General features: G+C 40.3%; 16 protein-coding genes, 6 tRNA genes and 1 pseudogene. 16 read left to right on the top strand and 7 right to left on the bottom strand.

Annotated features, from left to right (window positions below; genetic code table 11):
- Positions 1-89 precede the first annotated feature (89 nt).
- Positions 90-737 carry a hypothetical protein gene (locus EXE30_RS09485; protein ID WP_130162173.1) on the bottom strand — a complete coding sequence of 216 codons (648 nt, stop codon included), beginning with the start codon at positions 735-737 and terminating at the stop codon, positions 90-92.
- A gap of 279 nt (positions 738-1,016) precedes the next feature.
- Between EXE30_RS09485 and pilG the strand changes: the two genes are divergently transcribed.
- The 7 genes and pseudogenes from pilG (at position 1,017) to EXE30_RS09515 (ending at position 10,205) form a co-directional block, all read left to right on the top strand.
- Positions 1,017-1,400: a twitching motility response regulator PilG gene (pilG, locus tag EXE30_RS09490; RefSeq protein ID WP_130162174.1), complete on the top strand. Its 384-nt coding sequence runs from the start codon at positions 1,017-1,019 to the stop codon at positions 1,398-1,400.
- 21 nt (positions 1,401-1,421) lie between these two features.
- Positions 1,422-1,784: a response regulator gene (locus EXE30_RS09495; protein WP_004669429.1), complete on the top strand. Its 363-nt coding sequence runs from the start codon at positions 1,422-1,424 to the stop codon at positions 1,782-1,784.
- A gap of 60 nt (positions 1,785-1,844) precedes the next feature.
- Entirely contained in the window at positions 1,845-2,381 is a 537-nt protein-coding gene (locus EXE30_RS09500) for a chemotaxis protein CheW (RefSeq protein WP_130162175.1), read from the top strand.
- 47 nt (positions 2,382-2,428) lie between these two features.
- The gene (locus EXE30_RS09505; protein WP_130162176.1) at positions 2,429-4,510 is read left to right on the top strand and encodes a methyl-accepting chemotaxis protein; all 2,082 of its coding nucleotides are present in this window, start codon (positions 2,429-2,431) and stop codon (positions 4,508-4,510) included.
- 156 nt (positions 4,511-4,666) lie between these two features.
- Positions 4,667-5,200: pseudogene (locus tag EXE30_RS16215) on the top strand (Hpt domain-containing protein); the annotation flags it as partial.
- Positions 5,201-5,218: 18 nt separating this feature from the next.
- Entirely contained in the window at positions 5,219-9,736 is a 4,518-nt protein-coding gene (locus tag EXE30_RS16200; RefSeq protein ID WP_456049268.1) for an Hpt domain-containing protein, read from the top strand.
- Between the two features lie 13 nt (positions 9,737-9,749).
- Positions 9,750-10,205, top strand: a complete 456-nt coding sequence (locus EXE30_RS09515) for a hypothetical protein (RefSeq protein ID WP_130162178.1) — start codon at positions 9,750-9,752, stop codon at positions 10,203-10,205.
- 63 nt (positions 10,206-10,268) lie between these two features.
- Here the strand turns inward: EXE30_RS09515 and dapE are convergent, their stop codons facing one another.
- The 3 genes from dapE to EXE30_RS09530 all read right to left on the bottom strand — a co-directional run bounded on the left by dapE (position 10,269) and on the right by EXE30_RS09530 (position 12,655).
- Positions 10,269-11,405 (bottom strand): succinyl-diaminopimelate desuccinylase, encoded by a 1,137-nt coding sequence (dapE, locus tag EXE30_RS09520; RefSeq protein ID WP_130162179.1) that lies wholly within the window; start codon positions 11,403-11,405, stop codon positions 10,269-10,271.
- Positions 11,406-11,529: 124 nt separating this feature from the next.
- Complete coding sequence (locus tag EXE30_RS09525; RefSeq protein ID WP_004669417.1) at positions 11,530-11,670, bottom strand: entericidin A/B family lipoprotein; 141 nt, start codon at positions 11,668-11,670, stop codon at positions 11,530-11,532.
- Positions 11,671-11,788: 118 nt separating this feature from the next.
- On the bottom strand, positions 11,789-12,655 hold the full coding sequence (locus EXE30_RS09530) for a DUF1853 family protein (protein ID WP_130162180.1): 867 nt from the start codon (positions 12,653-12,655) through the stop codon (positions 11,789-11,791).
- Between the two features lie 100 nt (positions 12,656-12,755).
- On the opposite strand from EXE30_RS09530, the gene EXE30_RS09535 reads away from it, so the two are divergent.
- The 9 genes from EXE30_RS09535 to EXE30_RS09575 all read left to right on the top strand — a co-directional run bounded on the left by EXE30_RS09535 (position 12,756) and on the right by EXE30_RS09575 (position 15,553).
- Positions 12,756-13,121 carry a YbaN family protein gene (locus tag EXE30_RS09535; RefSeq protein ID WP_121928670.1) on the top strand — a complete coding sequence of 122 codons (366 nt, stop codon included), beginning with the start codon at positions 12,756-12,758 and terminating at the stop codon, positions 13,119-13,121.
- Between the two features lie 397 nt (positions 13,122-13,518).
- Positions 13,519-14,028 (top strand): cell wall-recycling L,D-carboxypeptidase ElsL, encoded by a 510-nt coding sequence (gene elsL, locus EXE30_RS09540; RefSeq protein ID WP_130162181.1) that lies wholly within the window; start codon positions 13,519-13,521, stop codon positions 14,026-14,028.
- 163 nt (positions 14,029-14,191) lie between these two features.
- Positions 14,192-14,267 (top strand) — tRNA-Val (locus EXE30_RS09545).
- 24 nt (positions 14,268-14,291) lie between these two features.
- Positions 14,292-14,368, top strand: a tRNA-Asp gene (locus EXE30_RS09550).
- Positions 14,369-14,412: 44 nt separating this feature from the next.
- A tRNA-Asp gene (locus EXE30_RS09555) sits at positions 14,413-14,489 on the top strand.
- A gap of 98 nt (positions 14,490-14,587) precedes the next feature.
- Positions 14,588-14,663: transfer RNA gene (locus EXE30_RS09560), tRNA-Val, on the top strand.
- 38 nt (positions 14,664-14,701) lie between these two features.
- Positions 14,702-14,778: transfer RNA gene (locus tag EXE30_RS09565), tRNA-Asp, on the top strand.
- Positions 14,779-14,916: 138 nt separating this feature from the next.
- A tRNA-Val gene (locus EXE30_RS09570) sits at positions 14,917-14,992 on the top strand.
- A gap of 90 nt (positions 14,993-15,082) precedes the next feature.
- Entirely contained in the window at positions 15,083-15,553 is a 471-nt protein-coding gene (locus EXE30_RS09575; protein WP_130162182.1) for a DUF2750 domain-containing protein, read from the top strand.
- A 61-nt stretch (positions 15,554-15,614) separates the two neighbouring features.
- Here EXE30_RS09575 and EXE30_RS09580 read toward each other — a convergent pair whose 3' ends face one another.
- The 3 genes from EXE30_RS09580 to EXE30_RS09590 all read right to left on the bottom strand — a co-directional run bounded on the left by EXE30_RS09580 (position 15,615) and on the right by EXE30_RS09590 (position 20,868).
- The gene (locus EXE30_RS09580; RefSeq protein WP_130162183.1) at positions 15,615-16,400 is read right to left on the bottom strand and encodes a YdcF family protein; all 786 of its coding nucleotides are present in this window, start codon (positions 16,398-16,400) and stop codon (positions 15,615-15,617) included.
- Between the two features lie 123 nt (positions 16,401-16,523).
- A complete protein-coding gene (locus EXE30_RS09585) occupies positions 16,524-19,061 on the bottom strand; it encodes a PepSY domain-containing protein (protein WP_130162184.1) in 2,538 nt (845 codons plus the stop codon).
- Between the two features lie 202 nt (positions 19,062-19,263).
- Positions 19,264-20,868, bottom strand: coding sequence for a bifunctional aspartate transaminase/aspartate 4-decarboxylase (locus EXE30_RS09590; RefSeq protein WP_130162185.1), 1,605 nt, complete (start codon positions 20,866-20,868; stop codon positions 19,264-19,266).
- Positions 20,869-20,903 lie beyond the last annotated feature (35 nt).

The raw sequence follows: 20,903 nt of genomic DNA on the forward strand, positions 1-20,903 counted from the left end.
GTCAAAGGGTTAAATATTGAAGAAATATAAAAGTTAGAATGTTATCTACTTGATATTTATTATTGAGTTGGTGCTTTTGTATTTTGATTTTATTCAAGTTTTTTTAAGCGCTGAATGATGTCTGTGTATTCAGTTTCGGTTTTTTGATAAGCATTGCGTAGACTTTCAACGGTTCTTTTGACGTTCTCAATGTTTTGGGTATTGTTTGCAAGATTGCTTTTTAGCTGTGCTGGAAGCGCTTGTCCTTTCCGATGATATTCCATTTCTTGCCGTTTGAATCTGATTTTATCAGCTTGTAATTGTTGTAATTGTTCTTGTTGATAGCTGAGTTGTTTTTTCAGGTTTGCTAAAATCTGATCTCTTTTCACTGTTGCAATTTGAACACTGCCATAAGCGCGCTTTAGTCGCAAATCTTGTTCACGTTGGCGGGCAAGAGATTCTCGTTGTGATGATTGCTGTGCGTCTGCCAAAGCATTGTAAGGTCGATTCCGTTTAATGACTTGCATATTACGATCAAGCGCTTCATAACCGTAACGAATATGATCTGGCGACACTGACGTACTGACGTTGGCAATACCATTTTTATCATAGTAGCGATACCAAACCGCCTTTGCTTGTTCGGCTGCTGCAAAAGATGAAGCGTAGGGAGATAACAATAAAAAAAATGAGCAAATGTAAATGCGAGCAATCGTTTTAAAGTGTCTAACGCGGAAACCGCACTTTAACGAATCAGTCATTACATCTCCCGTAAAAAAGTTAACTAAATCACTTATTTTTAAATAATAATCAATTGTATATTAGTGGTTATTTATACAATTAAAAATAGTCAGCATGCAAAAAAAATATGAATTTAATTAAAAGTGTGAGCTAATAGCTGTTGTTTTGGAAAACTGATATATCGGTTCAAAAAACTTCATTGATAATGCAAGTAAAGATATGTTAAAAATATCAAACTGTATAAAATAAATTAAACCAACCATATAGTGTGTATTGAGTGAATGGGGCGGAACAATTAAATGGAAGATAAATTTCAAAACTTAAAGGTCATGGTGATTGACGATTCAAAAACAATTCGTCGTACAGCAGAGACCTTATTGCAACGGGAAGGTTGTGAAGTAATTACTGCGGTTGATGGTTTTGAGGCATTATCAAAAATTGCTGAAGCCAATCCAGATATCGTTTTTGTTGACATTATGATGCCTCGTTTAGACGGTTACCAAACCTGTGCATTGATCAAAAACTCTCTCAGTTATCAGAATATTCCAGTGATCATGTTATCAAGCAAAGATGGCTTGTTTGATCAGGCTAAAGGGCGTGTTGTGGGGTCCGACGAATATTTGACTAAGCCGTTTAGTAAGGATGAGCTGTTAAGTGCGATCCGTAACCACGTTAGCGCATAAAATTTAAAAATTGAGGATAAAATGGCTCGTATACTTATCGTAGATGATTCACCTACTGAAACATTTCGCTTTAGAGAAATTTTAACGAAGCACGGTTATGACGTTTTGGAAGCGACCAATGGCGCGGATGGCGTCACTATGGCTCAAGCAGAATTGCCTGACTTAGTGCTTATGGATGTTGTTATGCCAGGGATGAATGGCTTTCAAGCGACACGTCAAATCAGTAAAGCTAAAGAAACACAGCATATTCCCGTAGTGATTGTTAGCACGAAAGATCAAGCGACCGATAGAGTGTGGGGAAAACGTCAAGGTGCAAGTGACTATTTGACGAAGCCTGTTGATGAACAACAACTTATTGACGTAATCAAAGAATTATTAAGTTAATTTTACTCAATATTGGGCGTCTCATTACTCAGCTTTTCATGACTAAATATGGGATAGAGTATGGCAGCAAATGGATTTATCGAGTTGCTTCGCTTATCCAAGCGAGGCAACAAACAATATACTTCAAGTCAAAATGAAGTTAGCCGTTGGTCTGGTATCGCATTTGAAATGTTAGGGCAATATTTTGTTGCACCATTGGGGGAAATTTCAGAGGTGATTTATCCTCCGAAATATACGCCGGTACCAAATACTCAGGCATGGGTGCGTGGACTAGCAAATATCCGTGGACGGTTGCTTTCAGTTTCTGATTTAACTCATTTTATTTCGGGTCAACGAAGTCAATTTTCCCCAATGCAAAAAGTCATTTGTATTAGCCATCAAGATCATTACGTGGGGTTGGTCGTAGACCAGGTCTTGGGAATTCAGCACTTCAATAAAAAGAGTTTTTTTTCTCAAACGAATGAGCTAGACAATAAATTAAAAGACTATTGTCAGGGGTATTTTCACCAACATAATCAGCAATGGCATGTGTTCTTACTGAGTCGATTATTGAAAAATCCTCAGTACATGAATGCATCAATAAAGTTTATAAACTAATTTAATACGCTGTGGAAAATTAACAGGTATTTCGGGGAGAAGCTGGTATGGGCTTTAAACTTAAAAAGAAGAATGGTAGTGATAGTGCGGGATTGAAAAGTGGCGGAACTTTTGTAGAAAAAATTCGGACTCAACTTGATCAGTTTTCTCGTTTATTTGGTGAGACTGAGAAATCAAAACCAATTATCTATCGTGCCTTAATTGCTTTGGTCCTTGCAGTTATCCTCTTAATCTATTTATTCGTGAGTCTGCCGCGTTCTAATCAGTTAACTCGAAGTTTAGGTGAGTTACGCTTGTTGTCGCAGATGATTTCGCGTCAAGCAACTGAGGCAACCGCATCGGGTACATCAGAATCAATGAAGAGTCTAGTTGAGTCTGAAAAGCGATTTGCTGAAAATCTGGAAATTGTGGGTAATCGCTATAATACCAATTCGGATGAATATAAAAAAGTTGACCAGCTTTGGGGAAATGTCGCAAAACATATTGATTTGATTGTGTCTCAAGAAGAGGTTATTAATCAATTATATGAAACCAATATTTCCATTAGTGAAACAATTCCTGAGATTCAAGCTGAATATAACCTGATGGTTGACCAAATGGTTCGTGAGAACATGCCAAGTAGTCAGGTAATTATCACTAAAAACCAAGTGTTTATTGCAGAGCGTATTTTACGTTCGATTAACTCAGTGTTAGTTGGTACAGACAACTCTAATGCTTCTGCCAATGACTTTGGTGCAGATATTGATACCTTTGGTATTTATTTAAATGCACAGCTGAACGGTAGTTCTGAACTCGGTGTAGATCGTATTGGTTCACCGGATTTGCGTGAGTCAGTTGATAGTATCAAATCAGACTATGATTCAGTTTTAAGATTAGCTGCTGATACTGTCTTGAAAAATGCCAGTCAGATTGTACATGTACGTCAAGCATCTTCTGAGATTTTCACTCAATCTGACTCACTCCTTTCTTCCCTAAATACTTTATCGGATAAAGCTGAAAGTGGTTGGGGCAATGTGCTTGCAGGTATTGCTTTAATTCTGGCTTTAGGTGTCTTGGTTTTCTCTGCATTACAGCTACTTGCTTTGCGTAGTAATACCGATAAAGAACGTGTGACGCGCTTACAAGATGAGTATGACCGTAACCAAAATGCGATTTTACGTTTACTGGATGAAATTGCCGACTTGGCGGACGGTGACTTACGCTCATATGCGACGGTATCTGAAGACTTTACAGGGGCAATTGCTGACTCGATTAACTTTGCGATTGATCAGTTACGCGACCTTGTATCTCGAATTACAGATACTTCGCAAGAAGTAGCACGATATACGCAGAATACGCAGAATATTACTAACCAACTAGCAGAAGCGTCTGAGCATCAAGCACAAGAAATTGCCGGTGCGTCAGCAGCGATGAACGAAATGGCCTTGTCGATTGACCAAGTATCAGCCAATGCATCTGAATCAGCTGAGGTTGCACATCGTTCGGTAAAAATTGCAACCAATGGTGCACATGTTGTAAACCGTTCGATTCAAGGTATGGATCATATCCGTGAGCAGATTCAGGAAACCTCAAAACGTATTAAACGTTTGGGTGAGTCATCTCAGGAGATCGGTAACATTGTCTCGTTGATTAATGATATTGCCGATCAAACCAACATTTTGGCATTAAATGCTGCGATTCAAGCATCGATGGCTGGGGAAGCAGGCCGTGGTTTCGCCGTTGTAGCAGATGAGGTACAACGTCTTGCAGAACGTTCTGCATCAGCAACCAAGCAGATTGAAAGCCTCGTTAAAACCATTCAAACGGATACCAACGAAGCAGTAATTTCAATGGAACAAACCACTTCTGAGGTTGTGCGTGGTGCAAACTTAGCTAAAGATGCAGGGATTGCACTGGATGAGATTCAGACCGTATCTGGTGATTTGGCGAAACTGATTGCAAGCATTTCTGATGCTGCGAAGCTTCAGTCTGCTTCAGCAAGTCATATTGCGACGACGATGAATGTCGTACAAGAAATTACGTCACAAACAACAACAGCAACGTTTGATACAGCGCGTTCAGTTTCTGAATTGGCAAACATGGCTGAATCATTACGTGAATCGGTAACTGACTTTAAGTTGCCAGATTAAGCCGGATTGGAAAGACAGATGGGGGTGTCTGTCTTTCCATTTTTTTAGAGATGTAGGATATCTCAACAAGGTGATGGCAAAATGGAACGACATCTTGTGTGATAGATACACGTATTTTTTAGCCACAACTGGTGGATAAAAACGAAAGAAGCCGCTATGAAACAAATATTAAAAACGTTAGTTGAAACGATGACGCTTCCTGAAGACAGTTATCTTGAACAAGATGCAGAAATTCTTGAGATTTTTATTGAAGAATTAGATGAGATCTTTGTTGAGTTAGAGCCATTATTAGTTCAATGGATTGAACAGTCGAGTCAGCAGAATGTGCTCACGGATATTCGTCGACATTTCCATACCCTTAAAGGTTCTGGAAGAATGGTCGGGGCAAAATCTTCTGGGGAGTTAGGCTGGACGGTTGAAGACCTTCTTAATCGTATCTTAGCTGGAACTATTCCGTTAGATACCGAAATCCAACGTTATGTACAAGCCATTTTTAATGTATATCGTTTTAAGCTTATCCATGACTTTAAAGCAGTGCGAGAGCATCTTATTGACTTGAGACCACTGGTTTTATTGGGTCAGCAATTACAACAACAGACAAGTCTTGATCCTGCATTGGCAGAATTACTCAATCTTGCACATTATTTAAAACAAGATAGTGATCCGACAGGACTTGAGTTGAGCGACGATTTAGTTGATAACAACGTAATAGAGTTAGAACAGCGCGAATTAGATACTGAGCCCGACTTAACCAAAGCCGAAACGGAATTAGCTGAAGACGAAATACTTGCCAAAGAGACATTGGCAATTTTCTTGGAAGAGGCGGAAGAGCATCTGGCAACAATTGATCACTTTTTGCAGGATGATCGCCAAACCAATGAGCAATACAATACTTTGATTCGAGCTTTACATACGCTTCGTGGTAGCTCTGCGATGGCGCATGTGGATCATATTTTTGAAGCAAGCTCGAAAGTTGAAAATCTATTTAAAACATTATTACAAGATGAGCTGGACTCAAGTTCAAATGAAACCGCTTTACTAACGCATTATGCTCAATTCGTTCGTGATTATTTGCACAGTTTAAAACAACAAGATGCACAGCAGAAATCTGATGAAATCTCCGCCACATTCAATGCGGCATGGGACAGCTATGATTTCCAATTAGAAGAACAACATAATGGTTCGGTACGACCACAAGGTCTAGTTTCTCAGTTGCTGGAACTTAATATTCATGATCTGCTCGATGTGGAATCTGATTTTGAGAAACGAGCTCGTGCAGAATTTCCTCAATATCTACAGCAGCTTAGTCAACAAGCTGAAATTTTGTTGCAACATACACACCATCACGCAACGATAGGGATGTATCAATATACAAGTTTGTTGCGTTCAAGTTATCAAGATTTAATTTTTAAGCCAAACTTACTTCATTTAGATTATGCATTCGAGTTATACCATCAAGTCCATCAACAATTTACTCAATTATTTGATACCTTGGCAGCGGGACAGCGTGTCACTTTAACCAAAGTGCATGAGCGTGTTTTAAATGAGCTCAGTTCATTTACACAACAGAATGTTGAGTCGCTAGATCAGCCTGTTTTAGACATATCTGAAGACTCACTACTCGCGCTAACTGATGATGATAAAGACAATTTACCTACTCAGATGGCTACAACTGATTTAACGGCTCAATTTGCTTTGGACAAACAGCAATTACAATCAGCCGAAGCAAATCGCGATTTTGATCCTGATCTCTTGGATATTTTCCTAGAAGAAGCGGATGAGTTGTTGGCTGGGATCGATACAGATCTCAATACTTGGACCGCAGACGCTCAAAATCTCAATGCATTAAAAAATCTGATGCGCTATTTGCACACTTTGAAAGGTGGTGCAAATATGATTCAGGCCCACCATATTGGGTTGATTGCGCATGAGCTAGAAACGATTTATGAAAAGCTTATTAATCAGCAACTTCAATCGACACCTGCGATAGTCGCGATTATTCGCTCTGTCCAAGATGATATTTCAGATCGTATTCAAACGATTCGTGATCAGCAAATAGATTATCCTTCTACTCATGTTGTAAGTGCTTTAGCACAGTTAACTGTATCCACAACAATGACTGAGGCTGAAAACAAGGTCGTCATGTTAGCTGCTGCTGAACAGAACAAAGATGAAGACACCATAGCATCCGCCACAGATATTGCTGTTCAGACAGCTTCACATGCTGCCGTTGATGTAACAGATCTCGCTGCTCAACTGGCGCTGGATAAACAACAATTACAATCCTCAGTATCCAATCGAAATTTTGATCCAGATTTGTTAGATATCTTCTTAGAAGAGGCTGATGAGTTGTTAGTGGGGATAGATGCTGATTTAAATACATGGACGGTTGATCATCAGAATTTAAACGCACTGAAAAATTTAATGCGCTATTTGCACACCTTAAAAGGCGGTTCAAATATGATTCAAGCGCCTTATATCGGTATGATTGCACATGAGTTAGAAACGATTTATGAAAAACTCATCAATCAACAACTACAAGCAACCCCTCAACTGATTGCATTGATTCGTTTGGTACAAGATGACATTTCAGATCGAATTCAGACGATTCGTGATCAACACGTCGATTACCCATCAACTCATGTTGTGAAGTTACTCCAGCAAGCAGAGCAATCTGCTGGTGAGGTAAGTCATGCGCCAAGCGTTGACGCGGTTGAATCTGTCGATCAAGTTGAAGACACGCTGTCTGATACACATGAGACGATTGAACAGCAGTCTGTAATAGATCATGGTGAGCTAACAACTGAAGAATCGAGTTCAGTTGAGACAGAAGTTGCTGTTGAAGCGGAGTCGCCTGATCAAACCGTAGCGTTGATTGAGGAGGAGACTGCTGAGGATGACGTTCGTTCACTAGTAGAACAGACCTTCCTTGAAGAAGCAGAAGAGTTGTTAGAACAAGCTCAACATCTATTAAAACAATGGTTCGAGCAACGCAGTAATCGTAGTGTGTTATTACAGCTACAACGTAATGCCCATAGTTTAAAGGGCGGCGCGCGGATGGCTGAACTGGATGCAGTTGCCGTCATTGCCTATCATTTAGAAAATGCGTTTGAACAATTTGGTGTGCATCATTTTAATTCAAATGTATACGACAACTTACTCAATACAGCGCTTGCATGGCTCAATGATGCTGTCTTTAAACGTCAATATGCGAATTTTGATGGTTTGAAACATAATTTAGAAAAAATGGACTTTGTTGACGTTTCAGCACAATTGCCACAAAAACTGTCTGCAAGGGATATTTTTACACCTGAATACACCATGGAGTTTGTTCAGGGAGATGGGACTGAGCCGCCATCAATGCAAGGTGAGTGGGAGTCAACTGAGCGCGTAGAACAGAACAATGAAATGATTCGTGTTTCTGCTGAGGTCATCGAGAAGATGATTGATTTATCAGGAGAAAATGCGATTAACCGTTCACGTATCGAGATGGATTTAGGTCAGTTGGGCGGTACGTTGACGGAAATGGAACTTGCAATCAAGCGTTTGGCAGACCAATTACGTCGAATGGAAGGTGAGTTAGAGAGTCAAATTATTGCACGACATGGCGGCGAAGATGCACGTTATGCTGATTTTGACCCATTAGAGATGGATCAATACTCATCTTTAAATCAGTTGTCAAAATCTCTTGCAGAGTCAGCATCTGACTTGGTTGACTTTAAAACGACTCTTTCAGAGAAGATTCGTGATACGGAAGGTTTATTGTTACAACAGTCTCGTATTCAAGCAGAAATTCAAGAGAGTTTGATGCGGACACGTTTGGTGCCGTTTTCGCGGCTATTGCCACGTTTACAACGTATCGTTCGCCAAACGGCATCTACTTTGAACCGACCAACTGAACTGGTCGTAAACAATACCGAAGGTGAATTAGACCGTAGTATTTTGGAACGTTTGGTTTCTCCATTTGAGCATATGTTACGAAATGCGATTGATCACGGTATTGAAGACCGTGAGCAACGGTTATTGGTTAAAAAACCTGAAACAGGGCACATTGTTTTAAATATCGGTCGTCAAGGTACAGATGTTGTTGTTAGCTTTAGTGATGATGGTAAAGGGATTGATGTAAATCGTATTAAAGATAAGGCGATTCAAACGGGGTTAATGACCAAAGAACAAAAACTTGATCAAGATGAGATTTTACAGTTTATCTTTCATCCTGGTTTTAGTACTGCGGCGCAGGTCACTCAGATTTCTGGACGGGGTGTTGGTTTAGACGTTGTTCAAAGTGATATTAAAGCTTTGGGTGGGCATGTTAGTGTCAGTTCGATTTTTGGTAAAGGCACGACCTTTACCATTCGAGTACCGACGACAGTGGCCGTCAGTGATGCACTCATGGTGAAAGCGGGCGACCAACAATTTGCTTTCCCTCTGGCACAAATTGATCGTATCGTACGTATTTCACCGATGGCGTTAGAGCAATACTTTGATAGCCAAGAAGACTACTTCAATATTGATCAAGAGCGCTATCGTTTACGTTATTTATCCGAATTTGTGGCAGGGCAGCCGATTCCACGCTTAAGCGGTATCGTACATTCTTTACCTGTATTGTTGATTAAAGGTGCGCAAGGTCAGACAACCGCATTGCTGATCGACCAGCTGATTGGTTCACGTGGTCAAATTGTTGTAAAACCAGTTGGACAACAATTCTCAAGTATTGGTGTGATTGCTGGGGCCACCATTCTCGGTGATGGTCAGGTCTGCTTAATTTTGGATGGTCAAAATATTGCTCGTCAAGCTCAGTCAACACCGCGTGCGAAACAAGCAGATGAAACTTATACCAAGCAACGTTATGATGAGCGTCGTTTGATTATGATTGTGGATGACTCGGTCACTGTGCGTAAGGTCACGTCACGCCTGTTAGAACGTCAGGGCTATGATGTTGTGACTGCGAAAGATGGTGTTGATGCGATAGAGCAACTAGAAACCATTAAACCTGATTTAATGTTGCTGGATATCGAAATGCCGCGAATGGATGGTTTCGAAGTCACGAATCTTGTTCGACATCATGAAATTCATCGAAACCTCCCTATCATTATGATTACATCACGTACAGGTGAGAAACACCGTGAACGTGCCCTATCATTAGGTGTAAACCAATACATGGGTAAACCATTCCAAGAGGAAACACTTTTGGAAAATATAGATAGTTTACTTGTTGCGCGCTGAGGAGTGAATAAGAATGGTGAAGAAAGGCGCAAGCTCTGCACTGGGTCAAATTGACCAGCAAGAGTTGCAGCATTTAATTACGGTTTCAACGGGATTTATTGACGCATACATTATCGAATGTCATCAAAACGTTCCAATGCTGTTACCGCAAAATATTGTCTTATCAGCAATGGATACGCAGACGCAAGTTGATCATATTGAATGGCATGACTTAAAACTGCCGATTTATGCTGTAAATGATCCAACTCAGAAACAGGGTGTCGCCTTGGTAGTTGAGGGCGATGATGTTTCAGAACGCTTTGCTTTGATCTGTAATGAAATGCCTTCGTCAATTCGTTTGCGTATTTCAGAGATCGTGGATGATGAGTGTGAAATTGATGATGACAAAGTTTTTAAGTATGTGAAAATTGGGGGCAATACATTTTATGTTCCCCATTTACAGAATATACAGACCCAATTGGGTTTATAAAGAATAAAAAAAGGAGGAACTCAGTCGATGATTGAGTTCCTCCTTTTTTTGTCTATGTCGTTATCACTTTGCTAGCAGTTGTTCTAGAATCTGTTCGTAGATCTCTGCCAAGGGCTCAAGATCCGCAACATTTACATGCTCATTAATTTGATGAATCGTTGCATTTAACACACCGAGCTCTAATACTTGAGCGCCAGTCGGGGCAATAAAGCGTCCGTCAGATGTTCCGCCACTGGTTGAAAGTTTGGTTTCTACACCCGTTACATTTTTAATGGCGACTTTTGCGGCATTGACCAATTCTCCGACTGGGGTTAGGAATGGTAAGCCTGAAAAGGTCCAATGAATGCTGTAATTTAATTGATGCTTATCCAATATGTCGAGAACACGTTGTTGAAGGATTTCAGCAGTAACTTCTGTTGAATAACGGAAGTTAAACGTCACCTTTAATGTGCCTGGAATGACATTGGTTGCGCCTGTACCTGCTTGGATATTTGAAATTTGGAAAGAAGTTGCAGGGAAGTATTCATTGCCATTGTCCCAAACGGTTTCACATAACTCATTGAGCGCTTTCGAAGCAGAGTGAATTGGATTTTCTGCAAGGTGAGGGTAAGCAACATGCCCTTGTTTACCATGAACAGTTAGGACGGCGTTTAACGAGCCACGACGTCCATTTTTTACAATATCACCCAGTTGATGGGTACTAGATGGCTCACCTACTAAACACCACGTCATTTTTTCTTGGCGTGCTTCTAAGGTTTCCACAACTTTAACTGTACCGTTAATCGATGGACCTTCTTCATCAGAGGTAATTAAAAATGCAATCGAACCTTTATGATTAGGATGCTTTGCAACGAAACGTTCAGAAGCAACCACCATCGCAGCTAAAGCTGTTTTCATATCAGCAGTACCACGACCATATAATTTACCATCTCGGATCGTTGGTAAAAATGGATCTGAGTTCCATGCATCTAGTTGCCCAGTAGGAACAACATCAGTATGCCCAGCAAAACAAAAAACTGGACCTTCCGTACCACGACGAGCCCATAAGTTATCAACATCTTCAAAACGTAAGTTTTCGATATTAAAACCAATCTTTGCTAAGCGCTCGGCCATGATGTTCTGGCAATCATGGTCAACGGGGGTAACAGAGGGTTGGCGGAGGAGTTGTAGGCTAAGTTCAAGCGTATCGGAGTGGTTCATGCGAGATGTAGATAAATCTGGTGAAATTTGAACCGATATAATAGGGGAATATTGCCAAGAACGGTATGTAAAAAAACCTTATCTTTTTAAAGATAAGGTTTTTCGGGTCTATTTTTTTCAAAAATTACATTTTATCTTGGGTTTTTTCAGCAGATTGCGTTACTTTCTCTCCAGCTTTAGATACATCTTTACCGAAACCTTTGAACGTATTACAGCCAGTTAAAACAAAAGTGGCCATGATAGACGCAACTAAAATTTTTTTCATGCTTGTCTCCGACTCAATTTAATTATGGTGTATGTAAGAGGCTAAAGAAATAGCGTGAAAATGAACATAACCGTTTGATGGTAGAAGTGTTATGAAGTGTTACATACTGAAAATTTGATTAAAATTGAGTTTTTTGAAATAACAGTGAGGGCTGACGAAACATATAGAATAATGGTTCGATTGTTGAATTGTAGTACAGACCATCGGTCCACCAATCCGCTGCTGATGAAGATGCGAATTGGTTTGGGCAAAGCCATTCTTGGCGCTGTAAACGATAATAAGAAAGTTGTGGAATGTGAGTTCCCCATTGTCCTAAACGACGAGAAACATTTATCCATGCTGGAGGCACTACCTCATCTTGAGAGTGAGGTAAGTAAAGTTGTCCTTTCATAACGGCAAATTTACGTTGAATCTGAATATTATTTGCTTCTGAAAACTGAAATTGACGCTCGGTAAAATGCTTTAATTTTCGATGTAAGGTATCTTCTCTATTCAGTCCGAACCATTGTGACAAACTTAATTCGTTCTCACCAAGATAATATTTGAGAGCAACTTCCCAGTGTTCAACTTCCTGCGTTTGTTGATTGAGCAGAAGAAAATCGATTTCACCTAAAGTGATTGCTCCTGATATTTTTTGGATACTATGTCCAAGCAATTGATAGGGATGGTAAGCATCATCCAATAGCCAAAACCACAATAAATTTTCAAAACGTAATCCTAAACGGGTGCTTTTAAGGCGTGCGAGAAAATCAAGTAGAGGTTGTGGTTGCTGATCAAGTTGTTGTAAACGTTGTTCATATTGCTGGTACAACGTCTGCCAAGTCTGGTCATCGTGAATGGTGAACTCATTTTTCAGGTTAAGTTCACTTGGAATTTGGGCCAAAATATTGGGACTGGCAATCGCAAAAGCTAACTGCCGTACAATGGGATGCTTAAACTGTAACCATGGTTCAAAAAAAGATGGGCAGGACATTATTTTAAACATGAAGCAACTCAATCATGGAAATAATAAGCTAAGTTTAAGAAACGACAATAAAAACACTTTATACTAGCACGGTTGTTTTGACGCGATGGTTAATTGCTAAATGAAAATATTGTTTTGGCGTAGTTTAGTCATCATTTTTATTACCTTAGGGATAATTGGTGCAATTCTACCGGGTATGCCAACGACGGTATTTTTGATAATCGCGGCATGGGCGGCTTCGAAAGGTTGGCCGCAAATGGATGCATGGTTACTCAATCATCCTAAATATGGACCAACCTTACGTAATTGGCGTGAAAACGGCACTGTACCACGTAAGGCAAAATGGCTTGCCAGTATCATGATGTTGATTAGCGGTATCATCATGCTCTTTACTAATGCGCCATTTTTGGTCAAAGTTTTTACCAATGTCACCATGTTTACGGTCGCTGTTTGGCTGTGGCTCCGCCCTGAACCTGAGCGAGGATAAGCAAAGCAACGCTTTGCCCGAGCGCAAGACGAGAGCTACGCTCGAGTGGTGAGTTAATAAAAGCGAAGCTTTTTAGCTGCGCAAGACGAGAGCTACGCTCGAGTGGCAAGTTAATAAAAGCAACGCTTTGCCCGAGCGCAGACCTTGCGGAACATTGTTCCTCATATGCTCGAGTGGCGAGTTAAGCAAACTTAAAGCACTGCTTTAAGGCTTTGCCCTGAGAAGCGTTTAAAGCTTCGTAAGATGAGAGCAATTAAAGTAATAAAGTAACTCGATGAACAGATCGTGGTAAGCCCTCGAAAAATTGATAAGCCACTTCTAATACAAATCAAAACTACAGAAATCTCAGCTTTTTTATGTTGAAATACAATTGTTCTATCATCGCTCGAGATAAAAAATGCCCTATACACTTGAACAGGCTGATATTTTAATTGATTTGGCACAACAAACTTTACGACTGCCAAAACATAACAAGTTTTATGTTATTTCCTCAGGCAAGAATGGTATCGGCGAACAAGAGAATAGTGGGAAGACCCCACGAGGGTGGCATCGAGTTGCGCAAAAAATCGGGGGAGAGGCTCAAAAAAATTCAGTTTTTATTGCACGCCAGCCTACAGGTGAAATTTACGACCAACAACTTGCACAACAATTTCCACAAAGAGATTGGATTCTATCGCGAATCTTATGGCTAGATGGTTTAGAAGCTGGATTTAATCAGGGGGAGGGCTGTGATACTTTTAAGCGATATATTTATATCCATGGCACGCCTGAGACTGAACCGATGGGGATCCCAATGTCACATGGTTGTATCCGAATGAAGAATGATGAAATTATCGAACTTTTTGAACTAATTTCAGAACAAGCTTTGGTTTATATTTCAGAACAGGCTTTGAAAGATTCATACTGAAAATGTGAATAAGTGTTTAAATAAAATACGAAAATACCGCATTTATCAAAGAATTACTTATTTTTTAATCACTCACACGGTTTTTTCGGAAAAGTGTGTCAAAAGCGTTTGACACTCTGTAAAGATTCTCTATAATGCACCTCACAAACGATAAAGACGTTAAGGGCGCTTAGCTCAGTTGGTAGAGCGTCTGCCTTACAAGCAGAATGTCGGCGGTTCGATCCCGTCAGCGCCCACCAAGCCTTTACGTTAAAACTTCAAGTGCAGCGGTAGTTCAGTTGGTTAGAATATCGGCCTGTCACGCCGAGGGTCGCGGGTTCGAGCCCCGTCCGCTGCGCCACTTAAGTTTTAACATCGTTTTACCCATAATTGCGAAATTATAGTGCAGCGGTAGTTCAGTTGGTTAGAATATCGGCCTGTCACGCCGAGGGTCGCGGGTTCGAGCCCCGTCCGCTGCGCCACTTTAATTTTGTGAGATTGGGAACACCTTTGGATACAAGACTACGCACTTTGTTTGTCTTGCGTCATAAAATTGATTTTCAATCAATTTTATTCCTCAGGGCGCTTAGCTCAGTTGGTAGAGCGTCTGCCTTACAAGCAGAATGTCGGCGGTTCGATCCCGTCAGCGCCCACCATAGTTTGTGATACTTACTTCGTAAAGAAGTATACTGATGCAGCGGTAGTTCAGTTGGTTAGAATATCGGCCTGTCACGCCGAGGGTCGCGGGTTCGAGCCCCGTCCGCTGCGCCATTCTCTTGATATCGCTTTAAGGGAATGATTGTTTTGACAAGTATCTTATACTTGATCTCTGAAACGAGAGTTAACTAGAAAAATCAAAGATTTTTCTCTTGCACTCGGACAAAGCTTCGCTTTGTTTATCCTCGTTCAGGGCGCTTAGCTCAGTTGGTAGAGCGTCTGCCTTACAAGCAGAATGTCGGCGGTTCGATCCCGTCAGCGCCCACCATATCTCCTTTCTAGATACTCAAATCATTGTAATCAATATCAAATTATTTTATGATTAGCCTCAATAATGATTCTAATATTGAAGCTATTTATGAGAAATCCTTATCAACGTAAGGCCGCGTCGAAGTCTCAAACAACAACATCTAACTCTTCATCCAAAGACGCTTATCGCCAATTTATTCAAAATATTATTCTGCAACGTGAAGTGATTGCGCTATATCACGATGGTTGGGCTTTGTGTTCTACACCTTCGGGTCAGCATGCGCTGTCGGTTTGGCAGAATAAAGGTCTAGCAAAATTATTAATTAAAGACAATTGGGCGCAATATAATATTCAAGAAGTGTCGTTAAAAGACTTTATTGAAAAGATGATTCCATTTCTAAAAGAAAATAATACGATTTTATCTTTAGATTTAACCCCTGAGGGAAATAATCTGCTGGTGACGCCAGATACATTATTATTAGATATCAAGAACTTTTTATATCAAATCTATTTGCAACGTCCTGATATTTTTGAAGAGCTAAAGTTGCCATTACCGCGTGATATTCGAATCCATCAATAAGTAGGGTCTAGTGACATTTCATAGACCCTGTCTTATGTGATATTGACTGAGTTAACTTTAATTAATACTCATTGAGTAGCCAACCACTGACATAAGCAAAATATTCTCTTAACCATGCGTTATATCGCGTGGCTAATGGTGTTGTTGAGCCGACCATCGTAAAATTTGTGTAGCCTTGTTTTTTCGCAATTGCTGCTGCACGTAGCGTATGGAAATCACTTGTGACAATAATAATTGGCTGTTGAATCATAATATCCTGTGCTTTTAACAGCGGTTGGCTATTTTTAAGATTCAGTTCAGTACTGGTGCTCTGATCTTCCAATATAATTTGTGCGGCGGGAATTTGATAGGTCTGTTGTAGATAACGTGACATGACCACGGCTTCACTTTCAGTTTCACCAAAATCCACTCCACCAGAAACAATTAATTTCGCATTGGGTTGAGCTAAAGCGACTGGCGCTGCACGATCTAAGCGTTTGGCGAGTGTGGCAGACGGTTGTCCATTTTCAACACCACTGCCTAAAACAATGATTGCGGCGACAGGTGATGTATCTTCTATGCTCGTAGTGTTGTTTGCAAGATAATGGAAAAAATAGCCTAAGCTAATTAACCAGATCCAAAAACATAACCAGCCGAATCGCCAGATTGAATGTAAGCGGAAATGATAAAAAAAGAAGCGTTCAATATGGTAATAGAAAATTGAATAGAGACAGAAAAAAAGACCAAGTAACAGTGGAAGCACTGTTCCAATATGAATTTTTTTAAGTGCGATCAGTATTGCACCATCTAAAAAGAGTACAAGACCAATAACGGCAAAAAAAATACGGAGCCATAAACTGAGTTGCATAATTTGAATCGAAGTCGATTTGAATCTGCTCAGTGTATGTAAAATGAATTGAAAGGCAAACTTTTTTAATCATTGTAAAAAAACGAGTGATTTCTCACTCGTTTCTGGGTGTCTTACATGGGATTAGTAAACATCCCGACGGTAACGTCCAGTTTGACGTAATTCATCCACTTGAGCTTCACCCAATATGTTGATGAGGGCTTGATCTACACCTGCTGCCATACCTTCAATACTACCGCAAACATAAATTACAGCACCTTGACTTATCCAGTTGATTAGTTCTTCAGCGTTGTTCCGTAATAGATCTTGTACATAGATACGGTGTTCTTGATCTCTGGAGAAGGCGAGGTCTAGGCGTTTCAGTGTGCCCATATTTTTCCATGCTTGAATGGTTTCTTGATAAAAGAAATCATGTTCGCGTTGGCGCTCGCCAAAAATAAGCCAATTTTCAGCATAATTTTGACGATTACGTTGCTGTAATAAGCTCATCAAACCAGCGATACCCGTACCGTTGCCGATACAAATAATCGGGCGATTGTCATCAATGAGATGAAATGATTCGTTGGTACGGATGCGCAAAGCAATATCTTGTTTAAGCTGTGCAAATGTCGTTAACCAACCCGAGCCTAGACCTAACTGACCCTGTTCATCGTAGTGCTGACGCACCACAAGTCTTAATACTTGTTGCGATGGAATACTGGCAATTGAGTATTCACGAGTCGGTAGGGTAGGTAATTGTTCTAGCAATTGCTCAAGATCGCTAAAAGGTTGAATCTCAACTCGCAAGTTTTTATCCCAAAGTGCGTGCTCGATATTTTGATTACGTGATTTTATGACTGCTTGTGCTGGAATTTGATGTTTGACTAGAAATGCTTGAATCTCATCTAAGCTATTTGAGGGTTGAATCTCTGCAATATCACCTGCATGCCAAGTCATATCATGTGTTGCAGTGAGCTCTATATTGTAAGCAGTTTGTCCTAAGCTATTTGGGTTGAGAGCTTGGCGATGGTTTAGGGTCCATCGATCAAAGGTTTTTTCGATATTCATTGCATGTAGTTCATGCTTGGTCACAACCGATAAAGCTTGATTCCAGCGTTGAATATCATGGGGATTTGCATTATCCACTTCGATCAATTCAAACAATGATTGTGCTTTGCATTGTTTTAACCAAGTATCTACTGCGTGACCAAAGCTGCAATAGCTGTCCGCATATTCTTTAGAGCCAAGTGCGAGAACTGCATACTGCATATGATTGAGATCAAAGAGTTGTTGCATCAGCTTCTTGTTAAAGCCTGAAGCTAAATCTGGTGCATCACCCGTACCGTAGGTACTCACAACAAATAAAACCTGTTGAGCGTGTTGCAGATCTTGTTCTGTCAGTTGCTGAATGGGTTTAACAGTTGTTGGTTGTCGTGCTTCTTGTAAGCTAGTTGCAGTGCGCCAAGCCAGTTGTTCAGCCACGCCCGTTTGTGAGGCATAGGTGATCAGCCAAGGTGTTGCATTTGGATCAATCTGTTGGCCGATCAGAGATTGGCGAGCTGCGAGTGTTAATCTCTTTTGTTTACGACGTTTAAGATATAGCATCCATCCGGTCACAAAGAATAACGGCATCGCAAGTGAAGCAAGCAGTGCAATGAATTGATAGGTTGAACCAAAGAAACTGCCACGATGTACAGGCAGCATACTGCTCATGATCTTTTCATTGAGCTTCTTATCTTCGTATAATTCAAACTTTTCGAATTTGTTCTCTTGGTAGTTGTATACCGCTTGGTTACGTGCGCGTTCATGTTGTGCAATCACATCAACAAATGTTAACTCGACTTTTTGATCATACTGTTTCGGTATATTTAGCGTCAAACTCGAGTATTCGCGTCCGATGTTGGCATTCACTCCAGTCCAAGTTTGGGTCAGAATCATGCCGACTTGTTGATTGGATAAATCTGGTCCTTTATTTTTGTTTTCTTCAGCGTTGTGTTGACTACGTTGCGGTTGTTCGACGCCCATCACTTTGAACATCCCAGCACGCCACCAGTCATAAGACCAGTACAAACCCGTACATGCAAACAAGAGGTAAAATACAATCACCCATGTACCCACGACGGCATGTAAGTCCCAAATAAAATTACGACCTTTCAATTTGGGTTTGATCAAGAACCATTGCTTGAAGGTATGTTTCTTTGGAAAGCGTAGATAAATACCGCTCAATACAAAGAAAATGAGCATCAGTGTTGATGCACCCGTGATTTGTGCCCCATATTCGCCAGCCGTTAAATTACGATGTAATCGCTGGATAAACTGGAAAAACTCACGGCCCTTTACTTCAGGTAGTACCTCTGCTGTATAAGGATTCACCATCATGTTATAGCCACGACGTGCGCCTTCTTTTTTTATATTGACGGTTGAAGATGCAGATGGGTCTGAAGCAATGGTAATGCTATTAATTTCAATCTCAGGTTGCTGTTGATTGAAATATAAATAGAGCTGAGCAGGCGTTAATTTAGGTGTAGCCGCAACTTCTACCACATAGCTATCGTGGTTGATCCATTTCAGGATTTGTTGATCATAAGAGTAGATCGCACCTGTAACTCCCATCAGTGAGAGAATTAAGCCGGCGGTAATCCCTAAAAACCAATGGATTTGAAAGAAAACTTTTTTAAACATAGTTTTGACGTTGTGCAGATGGGAGAACAAATATGGGCGAATTATAGCGGAAGACATTTGTTTTGATAAGAATAATATTGATTTTTATTCTCATTTGTATTGTTGTTTTTTGACAAAACACATTTAAAAAAAGACCTCATCTCAAACGAGTGATATGAGGTCTTTTTAAGGCATATAAAACAAGATAACCAAGTTCAGAATGCTATTTTTTTCTTGAAGATTTTGTTTTTAGATATTCTTGATAAGCATCTTCGGCAAACCCGCGTAATGAATTGCCAATAGCAGCATATTGATATTCATTTAAATTTGCCAATGACGCTCTTGCTGAGGGGTGCATCACTCCAAATCCTGAACCAGGCAATAATACGACGCCTGTCTCATCTGCGACTCGGAAGAGAAGTTCTGTAGGATTTTTAGTTTTCATCACCCAATCAGCAAACTCATCGCCATAAAGTTCACGAGAAGTATTTTCGAGGTTTACCAGCGTATAGTAGTCAACAGTATTTGGGTCTTCTGGTGATTGGATACCCAACTGTCGGTATAAGGCAGCATCGCGTTCACGAACAACCGATTTGACTGCTTTTTTATAATCCTGACGAGAATCCATCATATTAAATAAGGCAAATAACACCATTTGTACTTGTTGCGGAGTCGAGAGTCCTGCAGTGTGATTAAGTGCAACATTGCGACTGTCTGCAACCATACGATCAATAAATTTAATTTGACTCGGATCGGTGGTTAATGATGAGTAGCGCTCTTCGAGTTCTTTTTTATCTTTTTTAGATAAGGACGCAATCTTTTGATCAATAATATTTTGATTGGATAAGGCAATGACACCCAAACGCCAACCAGTAGCACCAAAGTATTTAGAGAATGAATAGACTAAAATAGTATTATTCGGACAGACTGCAAATACGGATTTGAATTGATCTGCAAAGGTTCCATAGACATCATCCGTTAAAATGATGAGATCTGGTCGTTTTTTAACGATATCCGCTAAGATAGCTAGGCCTTCATCACTCATTTTGACTGATGGGGGATTGCTGGGGTTCACTAAAAAGAAAGCTTTAATACTTGGGTCTTCAAGTTTACGCAGTTCGGACTCTGGATATTGCCAGCCTTGTTTTGGGTCCGCTTCAATTAACACTTCTTCGAGTTGATAATCATTGAGTTTAGGGATTTCTAAATAAGGCGTAAAAATTGGCGTCCCAATCGCAATACGATCTCCTTTATCAATAATTTTATTCTCTTTTAAAGAGTTAAAAATATAAGCCATTGCAGCTGTGCCACCTTCAACAGCAAAAAGATCTAGACTCTCTTTGGCCATACCTCGTACGCCCATTTCACGAAGTACGTATTCTTTAATAATCGTTTCACTTAGTCGGAGCATTCGATCAGGTACAGGGTAATTACAGCCTAAAATCCCTTCAACCATTTCGAGTAAAAATACATCAGGATCTAACCCCAATTGATCTCGGATATAAGAAACAGCCTTGCCGAGAAAAAACACCCCATCTTTATCTTTATTTTCCATTACAAAGTGATCGAATCTTGACTGTAAACCTTCAGAACGGGGGAAACCACCCAGCCCTTCAGGCATATATGAAAAAGAAAACTCTGATTCTGCTGTAGCAAATAGTCCAAGTTGAAAGAAAGCTCGACGAGGTACTGTTGCAAGGAAATTTGGATTGCCGCGCCCCGCATTTAACATCATTCGATCTGTATGACTTTGAGCCAGTGCAATTAAATTATCTTTAAGCTCAAAAGGGCTTAGTTTTGCATATTGTGAGTAATCAACATTCCCCATGGGAAGTTCTCCTTTGTTATCGTAAGTAAGATGAT

It is taken from the genome of Acinetobacter halotolerans, assembly GCF_004208515.1.
In the GTDB taxonomy this organism is placed as follows: domain Bacteria; phylum Pseudomonadota; class Gammaproteobacteria; order Pseudomonadales; family Moraxellaceae; genus Acinetobacter; species Acinetobacter halotolerans.